Annotated in this window: 11 protein-coding genes; 7 read left to right on the forward strand and 4 right to left on the reverse strand. The window is 70.9% G+C overall.

Annotated features, from left to right (window positions below; all coding sequences use genetic code 11):
- Positions 1-33: 33 nt before the first annotated feature.
- From AQJ54_RS27645 to AQJ54_RS27655, 3 genes are all read right to left on the reverse strand, one after another.
- The gene (locus AQJ54_RS27645) at positions 34-303 is read right to left on the reverse strand and encodes a hypothetical protein (RefSeq protein WP_062028711.1); all 270 of its coding nucleotides are present in this window, start codon (positions 301-303) and stop codon (positions 34-36) included.
- 126 nt (positions 304-429) lie between these two features.
- Entirely contained in the window at positions 430-1,254 is an 825-nt protein-coding gene (locus AQJ54_RS27650) for an anti-sigma factor (RefSeq protein ID WP_062028713.1), read from the reverse strand.
- Positions 1,251-1,793, reverse strand: coding sequence for a sigma-70 family RNA polymerase sigma factor (locus AQJ54_RS27655; RefSeq protein WP_062028715.1), 543 nt, complete (start codon positions 1,791-1,793; stop codon positions 1,251-1,253). Before AQJ54_RS27655 ends, AQJ54_RS27650 begins: the two co-directional genes overlap by 4 nt.
- Positions 1,794-2,000: 207 nt before the next feature.
- Here AQJ54_RS27655 and AQJ54_RS27660 point away from each other — a divergent pair, with 207 nt between their 5' ends.
- The 4 genes from AQJ54_RS27660 to AQJ54_RS27675 all read left to right on the forward strand — a co-directional run bounded on the left by AQJ54_RS27660 (position 2,001) and on the right by AQJ54_RS27675 (position 8,617).
- A complete protein-coding gene (locus tag AQJ54_RS27660; protein ID WP_174856995.1) occupies positions 2,001-3,533 on the forward strand; it encodes a DUF4331 domain-containing protein in 1,533 nt (510 codons plus the stop codon).
- A 180-nt stretch (positions 3,534-3,713) separates the two neighbouring features.
- A complete protein-coding gene (locus tag AQJ54_RS27665; protein WP_062028718.1) occupies positions 3,714-5,168 on the forward strand; it encodes a tetratricopeptide repeat protein in 1,455 nt (484 codons plus the stop codon).
- Positions 5,165-6,952, forward strand: coding sequence for an urease accessory protein UreH domain-containing protein (locus AQJ54_RS27670; RefSeq protein WP_062241762.1), 1,788 nt, complete (start codon positions 5,165-5,167; stop codon positions 6,950-6,952). Before AQJ54_RS27665 ends, AQJ54_RS27670 begins: the two co-directional genes overlap by 4 nt.
- Before the next feature lie 57 nt (positions 6,953-7,009).
- Positions 7,010-8,617, forward strand: a complete 1,608-nt coding sequence (locus AQJ54_RS27675; RefSeq protein WP_062028722.1) for a serine/threonine-protein kinase — start codon at positions 7,010-7,012, stop codon at positions 8,615-8,617.
- A 7-nt stretch (positions 8,618-8,624) separates the two neighbouring features.
- Here AQJ54_RS27675 and AQJ54_RS27680 read toward each other — a convergent pair whose 3' ends face one another.
- Complete coding sequence (locus AQJ54_RS27680; RefSeq protein WP_062241764.1) at positions 8,625-9,419, reverse strand: SGNH/GDSL hydrolase family protein; 795 nt, start codon at positions 9,417-9,419, stop codon at positions 8,625-8,627.
- A gap of 277 nt (positions 9,420-9,696) precedes the next feature.
- Between AQJ54_RS27680 and AQJ54_RS27685 the strand changes: the two genes are divergently transcribed.
- The 3 genes from AQJ54_RS27685 to AQJ54_RS27695 all read left to right on the forward strand — a co-directional run bounded on the left by AQJ54_RS27685 (position 9,697) and on the right by AQJ54_RS27695 (position 12,606).
- Complete coding sequence (locus AQJ54_RS27685) at positions 9,697-10,914, forward strand: S8 family peptidase (protein ID WP_062241767.1); 1,218 nt, start codon at positions 9,697-9,699, stop codon at positions 10,912-10,914.
- Positions 10,915-11,087: 173 nt separating this feature from the next.
- Positions 11,088-11,483: a hypothetical protein gene (locus tag AQJ54_RS27690; protein WP_248845450.1), complete on the forward strand. Its 396-nt coding sequence runs from the start codon at positions 11,088-11,090 to the stop codon at positions 11,481-11,483.
- Position 11,484: 1 nt separating this feature from the next.
- Entirely contained in the window at positions 11,485-12,606 is a 1,122-nt protein-coding gene (locus AQJ54_RS27695) for a GNAT family N-acetyltransferase (protein WP_062241771.1), read from the forward strand.
- The last annotated feature ends 18 nt before the right edge of the window (positions 12,607-12,624 follow it).

The raw sequence follows: 12,624 nt of genomic DNA on the forward strand, positions 1-12,624 counted from the left end.
CAGGACCGCAGCACGAAACCGGGCGGCTGGGGCTCAGTGCCCGCCGAACAGCGAACGGCGCAGTCGGCGCAGTGGCGCGAACAGCGAGACGCGACGCATGCGGGCGCCCCGGTCGCTGCGCTCCTGCTTGGTGGTGTCACGCGCGGTCAGCTCACGCATCAGCGAGGTCGCCTCGGCCGCCTCGCGCTGCGGGACGGCGGGCCCCGACAGCACCGAGAGATGGCGGTCCAGGCGCGAACTGGTCGCGCTGCTCCCGCAGGTGATCGCAGGGACCCTCGCCCTGCGCACTGTTATCTGTTCCATGTCACTCCCCACCCGTACGAGTCCACCCGGCCCGGGCAGGGTAACCCTATCGCCCCGTCGAGGCACACGTGTATCGGCGTCACAGGATTCACCTTCCCCGCAAGGGCGTTGACGACCCCTCCATGATTACTCTCCGAATCCAACAGATTTCAGGGCGAGTTGGACAACCGGCTGAGTAGTGGGTTGCGGTGAGCCCCCGTCGGGCTCCACGGTCACAGCGAGTGATGTTGCAGACTTGTCGAGTCCGGTGGCGACCAAGGGCGTGTCGGCGGCGAAGAGCCCCAGGGAGCGCGGTTGCTCGTCGGGGCGCATGAGCCACAACTGGCGCACGCGGCCGCTCGGGGGCGCGCTGTACCCGCTCAGGGTGACGACCGCGCGCCCCTCCGATGCGGAGGCGACCACGGCGATGCTCCGGCCCTGCGCGTCCCGACCCCGGGTCGCGAGCACGTCCGTGGCCTGGAGAACGTGGGCGATCTCACTGGCCTGCGCCTTCTGGGCGTTCAGTTCGTCCTGGGTCCGGTGGGCCTGGACGGCGAACAGGGAAGCGACGACGAGCGCCGCGGCCGCCGTGGCCGTCGCGAAGGGCACGAAGAGCGGACGCCTCCGACGCTGTCTGGGCGGCGGCTGCGCGCCCCACACATGCGGGGGCAGCTGCGACTTGCGGGCCCTGGCCGGCTCGGGCCGGGCCCGCTGCGGCTCCGGACGCGCGGCCGGCTGCTGCGGGGTGGTGCGCACGGCGGACAGCACCCGGTCACGCATCGCGGCCGGCGGCGGGGCGGCCGTCGACCATGCCAGCCGTACGGCGTCCTCGGACAGGGCACGCACCTCCGCCGCGCAGCTGTCGCAGCCCTTGAGATGCCGCTCGAACCGGGCCCGCTCAGGCGGCTCCAGCGCGTCGAGGGCATAGGGGGCCGCGAGGGAGTGGAGATCTTCCCGGCGGAAGAGACTCACGCCACACCTCCCAGGCACTCCCGCAAGCGGGTCAGTCCGTCACGCATGCGCGTCTTCACCGTCCCCAGCGGCAGCGACAGCCGCTCAGCCACTTCACGGTAGGTGTACCCGTCGTAATAGGCGAGGGTCACCGACTGGCGCTGGAGTTCGGTGAGACGCTCCAGGCACCGGCGCACCCACTCGCGTTCGAGGCCGGCCTCGACCTCCTCGGTCACCTGGTCGAAGGCCGTGTGGTGGGCCCGCCGCGCCTCGCGCTGCTCGCGCTCACCGGCCGCGCGGGCGCTGCGCACCCGGTCGACGGCACGGCGGTGCGCGAGCGTGAGGATCCAGGACAGCGCGCTGCCCCGGCCCGGGTCGAACCGGGCGGCCGACCGCCAGCACTCCAGCAGCACTTCCTGTGACACCTCCTCCGACTGCGCCGGATCACGCACCACGCGCCGTACGAGCCCGAACACCGGTCCCGACACGAGCCCGTAGAGCTCCTCGAAAGCCCTCTGGTCCCCGCCCGCCACGAGCACCAGAAGCTCGTCCGCCTCCAACTCGTCGCCCCCTCCCGCAAAGCCGCACCTGGGCCGTCCCGTCCCACGAGGTATTCGCAACGAACACACCTCCGGATGGGGTTACGGATCAGATCGCCGAAAACGCGGGTCGAGCAGCAGAAAAGAAGTTTTGAGATTCGACCAATCCAGCCCGCCCACCGTTCCGAATCACCGGGCGTCAGGCAAGTTGGACTGAGGACGGACGGCATGACACCTATCTCCAGGAGCGGCTCGGGACGCAGGAGTCTCGCGACCCTCGTATGTGGTGCGCTGGCCGCCGGCGGGCTCGCAGCCGCCGGTGTGGCCACGCTGGAACCCGGGGCGGCCTCCGCCTCCAGCCACCGGGAGGCCCCGCTCATCTCGGGGACCCCGCAGTACGACAACACCGACCTGTACGCGTTCGTCAGCCCCGACAAGCCGGACACGACGACGATCATCGCCAACTGGATCCCGTTCGAGGAGCCCGGAGGCGGCCCGAACTTCTACCAGTTCGCCGAGGACGCGCAGTACGACATCCACGTCGACAACAACGGTGACGGACAGGGCGACCTGCTGTACCGCTTCACCTTCAAGACGCACGTCAAGAACAAGAAGTCGTTCCTGTACAACACCGGCGTCGTCGACAGCCTCCACGACCCGGACCTGAACGTCACGCAGACGTACGACATCGAGCTCTTCCGGCTGAAGTACGGCAGGGTCCAGTACAAGACGAAGGTCGCCGACGACATCCCCGTGGCGCCGTCGAACGTCGGCAAGGCGTCCATGCCGAACTACGAGAAGCTGCGCGACCAGGCGGTCTACAAGCTTCCCGGCGACGCCACGGCCTTCGCCGGCCAGGCCGACGACCCGTTCTTCGCGGACCTGCGCGTCTTCGACCTGCTGTACGGCGGGAACCTCAGCGAGGTCGGCAACGACACGCTCAAGGGCTACAACGTCAACTCGATCGCCCTCCAGGTGCCGAACGACGTCATAGCCGAGTCCTCGCACCAGCCCGTCGTGGGCATCTGGTCGACGACCCAGCGCAAGAACGCCCGCGGCTACTACTCCCAGGTCTCGCGCCTCGGGAACCCGCTCGTCAACGAGGTCGTCAACCCGCTGAAGGACAAGGACAAGTTCAACGCGTCCGTCCCCACGGACGACGCGCAGTTCCTCAAGAACGTGACCAACCCCGAACTGCCGAAGCTCATCGAGGCGATCTACAAGATCCCCGCCCCGAAGGAGCCTCGCAACGACCTCGTGGACGTGTTCCTCAAGGGAGTGAAGGGGCTGAACCAGCCGCCCTACGTGCGGCCCGCGGAGGAGCTGCGCCTCAACACGTCCATCAAGCCCACCGATTCTCCGAAGCGGCTCGGTGTGCTTGATGGCGACAACGCCGGATTCCCGAACGGCCGTCGGCTCACCGACGACGTGATCGACGCCTCGCTCCAGGTCGTCGAGGGCGAGCTGGTCGGATCCAAGAACGACCTCGGTGACGCCGTCGACAAGAACGACAAGGACTTCGAGAAGTCCTTCCCGTACCTGGCGCTGCCGACCGAGGGTTCCCGTGGTCCGCTGGCCAAGGGGACGTCCGGTGGGAACGACGTCCGCAACCAGCTGGGTGACGCGCTGTCGCCTGCCGGGTCCTCCGGATCGAACAACATGTCGCTGATCGCCGGGTCCGCGGGGGCGGGTGCGGCCGGGATCGTGCTCATCGGGGCGGCGTTGATGTGGTGGCGGCGTATGCGGAGGCGTGCCTACTAAGGTGCCAGGGCCCGTTGTTCGGCGGCTGCGGGTGCGTGGGGGCTGGTCGCGCAGTTCCCCGCGCCCCTAAAGCCCTCATCTCCCCCCCCCCTTTTTACTGGCGCGGCCTGCGCTACTCATCCCCCACGGTGCAGGCCGCGCCGCAGTTCACGATCGATCACGAATGAATCAGGAGAGGGCATGTCCGGGTCTACGACCGACAACGCACCCGAGGACGAGCAGAGCGGTTCGTCGGAGACCGTGGAGCCCTCAGCTGAAACCGAGGACGAGAAGGTCGCCGCCGTGCGGCGGGTCTCCGCGGCCGGGCGGCGTTGGCGGGCCGCACAACTCGCCGGGTGTGCCGCGCTGTTGGCGGTGGCGCTGACCGGCGGGTCGATCGCCTTCGGGGCGTTGCGGGACGGCGGGGCCGCCACCGTGGCCAGTTCGTCGTCGGCGGTCTCGCCCGGGCTCATGGCCAGTGGGGACCTCGACGCGGGGATCAAGGCGATCCAGGCCCATCTCCGCACCCAGCCCAAGGACTTCGGCAGCTGGGCCACCCTGGGCCTCGCCTACGTCGAGCAGGCGAGGACGAAAGGCGACCCGTCACGGTATCCGCAGGCCGAGCAGGCCCTCCGCAAGTCGCTGAAGCTGTCGGCGGACAACGAACAGGGCCTCACCGGACTGGCCGCCCTCGCGGCCGCCCGGCACGACTTCAAGGACGCCCTCACCTACGCCGACCGGACCCTAGGGCAGAACCCCTACAGCGAACGCGCCCTGTCCTCCCGGATCGACGCCCTCGTCGAACTGGGCCGCTACGACGAGGCGTCGAAGACCGCCGACCTCGCGGACGCACGGCGGCCGGGCATCCCGGTGTTCACCCGCTACGCCTACGTCCACGAACTGCGCGGCGACGTCCGCACCGCCCGCCGCGTCCTGGAGCAGGCCCTGTCCACCGCGACCACCCCGGGAGACATCTCGTACGTGGCCGCCGCGCTCGGTCAACTCGCCTGGAACCAGGGCGACTACAAGACCGCGCTGACCGACTACGCCCGTGCTCTCGCCGCCGACGACACCTATCTCCCCGCCCTGGAGGGCAGGGCGCGCGCCCAGGCGGCGAGCGGGGACCGCGCGGCCGCGATCAAGGGCATGGAGGCCGTCGTGGCGCGGTATCCGCTGCCCGGCCCGCTCGTCGAACTCGGTGAGCTGTACGAGGACCGGGGCGGCGAGGGGGACAAAGCCAGGGCGCGCGACCAGTACGCGCTCGTCGACGCCTGGATCGCCCTCGCCCGGGCCAATGGTGTCAACGCCGACCTCGACACCGCGCTGGCCGCGGCCGACCACGGCGACAAGGCCTCCGCCCTGCGCGCGGCCCGCGCCGAGTGGGCCCGCCGGCACACGGTGCACACCGCGGACGCGCTTGCCTGGGCCCTGCACGTCAACGGCCGCGACGAGGAGGCCCTGCCGTACGCCCGGCAGGCCACCGCCACCGGCTACCGCAACGCCTCCTTCCGCTACCACCGCGGGATCATCGAGCTCGCCGTGGGCGACAAGAAGGACGCCAGGACCCACCTCACCTCCGCCCTGAAGCTGAACCCCGGCTTCTCCCCGCTCGGTGCCCGCGAGGCCCGCAAGGCACTGAAGGAGATGGCCCGTTGAAGCTCCGCCGTCTGTTCGTGTCCCTCCCGGCCGTCCTGACGGCGGCTTGTGCGCTCGCGCTGCTCCCTTCCGGCAGCGCGAGCGCGCACCCTCTCGGCAACTTCACCGTCAACCGTTACGACGGTCTCGTGGCCGCCCCCGGGCAGCTCCGTGTCGACCACGTCGAGGACCTCGCCGAGATCCCGGCCACCCAGGCCAAGCCGGACCTGGAGCGGCTCGGCACCACCGAGTGGGCCGCCCAGCGCTGCCAGAAGGCGGCGGAGGGTGCCAAGGTCACCGTCGACGGCCGACCGGCCGATCTCGTCGTCAGGAGCAGCCATGCGCGCCTGCGTCCCGGACAGGCCGGTCTGAACACCCTGCGGGTGGAGTGCCGGCTGACCGCCCCGCTGCCGGAGGAGGCCTCCGTCTCCCTGGGCTTCCACAGCGCGGGCACCGACTCCGGCCCCGGCTGGCGCGAGATCACCGCGCGCGGCGACCGGATGACGCTCACCGGGTCGGACGTGCCCGCGAAGTCGGTTTCGAAGGAACTGACCACGTATCCGCAGGAGTTGCTGTCCTCGCCCGCGGACACCGTGACCGCCTCGGTGCGGGTGCGGCCCGGTGGTCCTGCGCTGGCCGAGGAGAAGACGGACGCTCCGGCCGCCTCGGTGCTGCCCCGCGGCGCCGACCGCTGGACCCGCGCCCTGGACTCCCTGGTCGCCCGTCACGACCTCACCGTCGGGTTCGCGGCGCTCGCCCTGCTCATCGCGATCGTCCTCGGCGCGATGCACGCGCTCGCACCCGGTCACGGCAAGACCCTGATGGCGGCGGTGGCCGCGGCCCGCGGCGGCAAGGCCCGGATGAAGGACGTCCTGCCCCTGGCCGCGTCCGTGACGGTGACCCACACCCTCGGTGTGGTCGCCCTCGGCCTGCTCGTCACGGCCGGCTCTGCCGCGGCGCCCTCGGTGATCGCCTGGCTGGGCATCGCGAGCGGGCTCATGGTGACCGCGGCGGGGGTGACCTTGCTGCGCCGGGCCCTGCGCACCCGTACGCACCAGCACGGGCACGGGGGCGATCACAGTCATGGGCACGGGCGCGGGCACGGGCACGGTCACGAGGGCGATCACCCGCACGGCCACTCCCACGACCACCCGCACGACCACTCGCACGCGCCCGCCGCCGAGGAGCCCCAGGAGCGCTCCCTGGTCCTGGTCGCCGCCCACACGGAGACCGCCCCGGCGACGGCGAAGGCAACGGCGCACCAGCACGTCCACGCGCCCGGCCACTCGCACACCCACGCCTCCGACCACCATCACGGTCACAGCCACACCCACGACCACGACCACGGCCACACCCACTCCGACGAGCACGAGCACGGGCACGCTCACGACCACCCGCACCCCCACAACCACTCCCTCGAACACACCCACGGCGGCTTCACCCACACCCACGCCGTCGCCCCCACCGTCCGCGGCACGATCCTGCTCGGTTTCGCCGGGGGGCTCGTCCCCAGCCCCTCCGCCGTCGTCGTGCTCGTCGGCGCCGCCGCGCTCGGGCAGGCCTGGTTCGGACTGCTGCTCGTGGTGGCGTACGGCGTCGGCCTCGCCCTGACCCTGACCGCGGCCGGATTCGCCGTCGTCAGGCTGGGTAGCGGAGTGACACGGGTGCTGGACCGGCGCCCCCGCCTGGCGGCGAGCCCGCTGACCGCGCTGGTGCGCAGGACCGCACCGCTGATGTCCGCGTTCGTCGTCGTGGCCCTTGGGGCTGGTTTGGTGCTCAAGGGGGCGGCATCCGCACTCGGCTGAGCTACTTTTGTGAAGAAATCATGCGAAGTCGAGCGGAGTACGAAGTGGGGGACGGCCGTGTCCGAAGAACCGGGCGGTGAGCGACTGATCGCGGGCCGCTACCGGCTGCTGTCCCCGCTCGGCGAGGGCGGCATGGGAACCGTGTGGCGGGCCCGGGACGAGGTGCTGCACCGCGAGGTCGCCGTCAAGGAGGTACGCGCGCCGCACGGCCTGGCGACGCAGGAGGTCGAGCGGCTGTACGCCCGGCTGGAGCGCGAGGCGTGGGCGGCCGCGCGGGTGGCCAACCGCAACGTGGTGACGGTGTACGACGTGGCCTCCGAGGACGGCCGGCCGTGGATCGTGATGGAGCTGGTGCGCGGTGTCTCGCTGGCCGAACTGCTGGACGCGGAGGGCCCGCTCGACCCGCAGCGGACCGCGCACATCGGCGCCGAGGTGCTCTCCGCGCTGCGCTCGGCGCACGAGGTCGGGGTGCTGCACCGGGACGTGAAGCCCGCCAATGTGCTGATGTCGAACGACGGCCGGGTGGTGCTCACCGACTTCGGCATCGCCCAGGTCGAGGGCAGCTCGGCGCTGACGATGACCGGCGAGGTCATCGGCTCGCCCGAGTTCCTCGCCCCGGAGCGGGCGCTGGGCCGCACCCCGGGCCCGGAGTCCGACCTGTGGTCACTGGGCGTGCTGCTCTACGCCGCCGTCGAGGGGAACTCGCCCTTCCGGCAGGACACTCCGCTGAGCACCCTGCGCGCGATCGTGGACGAGGAGCTGCCGCCGCCGTACCGGGCCGGTCCGCTCGCCCCCGTCATCGAGGGGCTGCTGCGCAAGGACCCGGCCCAGCGGCTGCCGGCCGAGCGGGCCGAGCAGGAGCTGCGGGTCGTCGCGGCCGGGGGGACGCCCGGGGCGGACGCCGTGCAGGCGGGGCCGTACGCCCCGACGATCGCGGCGCCCTTCCCGCAGGAGCCGCCGACGACCCCCTACCGGTCCGTCCCGACGCCATCGACCCCGTACCGGCCCGTCCCGACGCCGACGTCCACCCCCGTCACCACCTCCACACCTCCCGAGCGCAACCGCCGCGCGGGGGTGGTCCTGGTGGCGGGCGTGCTGGCCCTCGCGCTGGCGATCGCGGGGCTGACGTACGCGCTGCTGAACCGCGACAACGGCGACAAGGACGGGGAGACCGCCAAGGACCCCGGCTCGACGGTGAGTTCGCCCGCGCAGACCAAGACGGACGAGCCGAGCGACACCCCCTCGCCCAGCCCGAGCGAGAAGACCACGAGCGCGCCCCCGCCGCAGTCGGTGAGCGTCTCCCTGAGCGGCTCGAACACCGACTACACGGGTAGCTGTCCGCCGGACAGGTCGGCGGCCCCCACCTTCACGGTCACGCTCGAGGTGGGGCGGGTCCCGGCCACGGTGTCCTACCGCTGGGTGTCGAAGAACGGTTCGGTGAACGGGAGTTGGAAGACGCTGACGTTCCCCGCAGGGGGCGGGAAGACGCAGCAGGAGCGGCGGTTCATCACCACGCAGGACGACAGCGGGACCTTCGAGGACACCATCAGCGTGGAGGTCCGCGACCCCGTCGAGAAGACCTCCAACTCCGTTCCTTTCACTCTCACTTGCGTGACGGAGACCCCGTCCGGCAGCGACGAGGCCTCCCCCACTGCGTCCCCGTGAGGGGCGGTCAGGCCGCGCTGTTCAGGACCGGGAGGTAGCCGCCGGACTGGCCGGCCGCGGTCGGGTGGTAGGACTCGCCGATGTTGAGCAGGTTGAGGCTGTGCAGCCAGGCGCTGCCGGAGCAGAGTTCGTGGCCGGTGAAGGTGGAGCGGACGTCACCCCAGGCGAAGCCGTGGTTCGCGGCCCGCTTGGCGGTGGCCGTGTCGAGGTAGTCGGCGGCGTCGTTGATCGCCTTCCGCTTGGTCTCGGAGAGGCCGAGGCAGGTGGTGCCGAGCTTGTAGAAGCGGGGGTAGCCGAGGACGACCACGTGGGCGTTGGGGGCCCGGGACGTGATCGCCGAGTAGACGTTGTCCAGTTGACCCGGGAGCGTGGCGTCGACGTACGCCTTCGCGGTGTTGATCCGGGCCAGGCAGGCGCTGTCGGACTGGAGCACACAGGTCGTCATGACGTCGGAGAAGCCGGCGTCGTTGCCGCCGATGCTGATCGAGACGAGAGCGGTGGCGGCGTTGAGCGGGGTCAGCTGACTCGCCAGAACATCACCCGTACGGGCGCCCGAGCAGGCCGTGAAGGCGAACGACGAGGGTGAGTGCGCGGCCGCCCAGAGGTAGGGGTAGGCCTTCGTGCTGCGCTTGCAGTCGCCGCTCGAGCTGATGTAGCTGCCCGAACCGACGCCCGAGGAATACGAGTCCCCAAGGGCCACATAGGGGCCTGTGGCGGCGTGGGCGGTGCCCGTCCCGGTGAGGACGGCGGCGAGGGCGAGGAGGAGTGAGCCGACGTACGCGGCAAATCGGGAACGTCTCATGGAACCTCCCTTTAGCAGGATCTCTGCCACATCTGTCGTAGCAAGCAGACGTACCGGCGGGAAGTGTCCATGCCAAAAGCGGCGTTGATTTCGTGGGCATGACAGATTTGTTGACTCCTCCTCAACTCCCTTGTTCTGCCCGTGTAGATGACCCAGCCTTTACCTCAGCCGGGAGCGGAACGCGACGCTCCAGGCCGTGTGCGCGATCACGCGCGCACCCCCCACGGACACCCGCCCGACCCAGGCGCGTGTCGCCCATGAGGAGGACTCCCTCGTAATGGCACAACTGCGTAGCAAGAAGCTCCGGCTCGCCGCGACCACCGTCCTGGCGACCACCGCCCTCGTCGGCGGGCTCACCACCCTGCCCGCCCAGGCCGCCCCGGCCGCCCCGGCCGAGGGCAGGGTCCTCGCCGCCGGCTCCCCCACGGCCGTCAAGGACAGCTACATCGTCACGCTGAAGAAGAACGCGGGCTTCAAGGCCGCGTCCAGCGAGGGCAAGGGGCTCATCAAGGAGTACGGCGGGACCGTCGGGAAGACCTTCGGCTCCGCGCTCAACGGCTACACCGCCACGCTCTCGGCGACCGAGGCGAAAAGACTCGCCGCCGACCCGTCGGTGGCCGCCGTGGAGCAGAACCAGACCGTCCACCTGGCCGACACCACCCAGTCCAGCGCCCCCTGGGGCCTGGACCGCATCGACCAGGCCGCGCTCCCGCTGTCCGGCACGTACACCTACCCGGACAGCGCGGGCAGCGGCGTCACGGCGTACGTCATCGACACCGGCGTCCGCATCACCCACAGCCAGATCAGCGGACGCGCCTCCTACGGCTACGACGCGGTCGACGGCGACACCACCGCCGCCGACGGCAACGGCCACGGCACCCATGTGGCCACCACGATCGCGGGCTCCACCTACGGCGTCGCCAAGAAGGCGAAGATCGTGGCGGTGCGCGTGCTCGACAACGCCGGCTCCGGCACCACCGCGGGCGTCATCGCGGGCATCGACTGGGTGACCAACAACCACTCCGGCCCCTCGGTCGCCAACCTCTCGCTCGGCGGCGGCGCGTCCAGCACCCTGGACACCGCCGTCCGCAACTCCATAGCGAGCGGCGTCACCTACGCCGTCGCGGCGGGCAACAGCAGCGCCAACGCCTCCTCCTACTCCCCGGCACGCGTCACCGAGGCGATCACCGTCGGCGCCACCACCAGCACGGACGCCCGGGCCAGCTACTCCAACTACGGCTCGGTGCTCGACATCTTCGCCCCCGGCTCCTCCATCACGGCAGGCTGGTACACCAGCGACACCGCGACCAACACCATCTCCGGTACGTCGATGGCGACCCCGCACGTCGCGGGCGCGGCCGCGGTCTACCTCGCCGGTCACACCTCGGCCACCCCGGCCCAGGTCGCCACGGCACTGGTGAACGGCGCCACGTCCAACGCGGTCACCAGCCCGGGCAGCGGCTCGCCCAACAAGCTCCTCAAGCTCGTCCCGTAGCGCCTGAAGTCGCCGTAGGGCCTGAAATTCCCGAAGTCCCGTTCCCCGGAGGCTCTTTGCGCCTCCGGGGAACACCCTTGTCCCCGTCCGTACCAGTCGGCCTTGACGGCTCCCGTGGCGCTGCGCGACATTGAAGTCCGGCATCCGGCGCTTTCTGGGGGGAAAGGTCGCCCATGCAGACGACACGGACACGGACGTCCTCGAGAACGTCCGGCAGAGAACTGACGCCGTTGCTCGCGGGCTCGGCGACCGCAGTGGGGGGATTCGGGGCGCTGCTCGCGCTCACCGGTTCCGACTCGCCGCTGCGGGCCCCGCTCGTGCTGTTCTTCCTGCTCGCGGCACCCGCCGCCGGCATCGCCGCCGCGCTGCCCGGCCTCGACCCGTTCGCCCGTGCGCTGGTCGCGCTGGCCGGCTCGGTCGTCCTCAACATGCTGGTGGCCCAGGCCATGCTGGCCACGCACCGCTGGTCACCGCGCGGCGGCGTGGTGGCGATGGCCGTGCTCAGCGCCCTGATCCTGCTGCCGGAGCTGCTGCGACGACGCCGGACGGCGAAGGGGCAGGACGGCTGACGTGGACATCAGCGTGTACCGCCCCGGCGAGCTCAGCGGCGCCGACCGGGCGGCGTGGACGGCTCTGCAGTCCAAGGCCCATCTCCAGGGCTCACCCCATCTCGCCAACCCGTTCCTGTCCCCCGAGTTCGCGCTCGCGGTGGGCCGGTGCAGACGGGGCGTGCGGATCACGGTCGTACGGGAGCAGGGCGAGCCCGTCGCGTTCTTCCCGTTCCAGCGGACCGCGACCGGCGTCGGCCGGGCCGTCGGGCTCGGGATCTCGGACGCCCAGGGGATCGTGCACCGGCCCGGATTCACCTGGGACGCACAGGAGTTGTTACGCGCCTGCGGACTCGCCGTCTGGGAGTTCGACCATCTGGTGGCGGGCCAGGAGCCGTTCGGGACGGCAGCCGCCAAGGGCTTCCCCTCACCGGTCATGGACGTCGACCAGGGGTACGAGACCTATCTGGCCCGACTGCGGGAGCGGTCACCGAAGTTCACCCGCACCACCCTCGCCAAGGAACGCCGGCTCCTGCGCACCGCGAGCGGGGTGCGCTACGTTCACGACGAGCGCGACCCGGCCGCCCTGAGCACCCTGATGGGCTGGAAGTCCGCCCAGTACCGCAGGACCGGCCGCAGCGACCGGTTCGCGCACGAGTGGATCGCCGGTCTCGTACGGCAGTTGTTCCACACCCGGTCCGAGTCGTTCGCGGGGGTCCTCTCGGTGCTGTACGCCGACGGGAAGCCGGTGGCCGCCCACTTCGGGCTGCGCACCGAGCGCGTTCTCGCGTGCTGGTTCCCGGCGTACGACCCGGAGTACGCGAAGTACTCCCCGGGCCTGATCCTGCATCTGCGCATGGCCGAGGCGGCCGCCGCCGACGGTGTCGCGCACCTCGATCTGGGCCGGGGGCAGAAGGAGTACAAGGACTCCCTGAAGACACGGGAACTGACCGTGTCGGAGGGGTGGGTGACCCGTCGGCACCCGGTCGCGGTCGGACACCGCGTCCGCCGGGCTCCGGCGCGTGCGCTGCGCAACGCCGTGGTGACACGTCCGGAGCTGTTCGAACCAGCCGACCGGTTACTGAAGAAAATAGGAAAGATCCGTTCGGGGGCGACTGTAACGGTCAAACCAACAAAAACGTGAGGCCTCGTTCCAGGCCTT

Origin of the sequence: Streptomyces griseorubiginosus, from assembly GCF_001514195.1 — a bacterium.
GTDB classification, from domain to species: Bacteria; Actinomycetota; Actinomycetes; order Streptomycetales; family Streptomycetaceae; genus Streptomyces; species Streptomyces griseorubiginosus.

Coding starts and splice junctions, on each gene's coding strand:
- AQJ54_RS27645 (WP_062028711.1), bottom strand. CDS start 303: ATGGAACAGATAACAGTGCGCAGGGCGAGGGTCCCTGCGATCACCTGC.
- AQJ54_RS27660 (WP_174856995.1), top strand. CDS start 2,001: ATGACACCTATCTCCAGGAGCGGCTCGGGACGCAGGAGTCTCGCGACC.
- AQJ54_RS27665 (WP_062028718.1), top strand. CDS start 3,714: ATGTCCGGGTCTACGACCGACAACGCACCCGAGGACGAGCAGAGCGGT.
- AQJ54_RS27680 (WP_062241764.1), bottom strand. CDS start 9,419: ATGAGACGTTCCCGATTTGCCGCGTACGTCGGCTCACTCCTCCTCGCC.
- AQJ54_RS27685 (WP_062241767.1), top strand. CDS start 9,697: ATGGCACAACTGCGTAGCAAGAAGCTCCGGCTCGCCGCGACCACCGTC.
- AQJ54_RS27690 (WP_248845450.1), top strand. CDS start 11,088: ATGCAGACGACACGGACACGGACGTCCTCGAGAACGTCCGGCAGAGAA.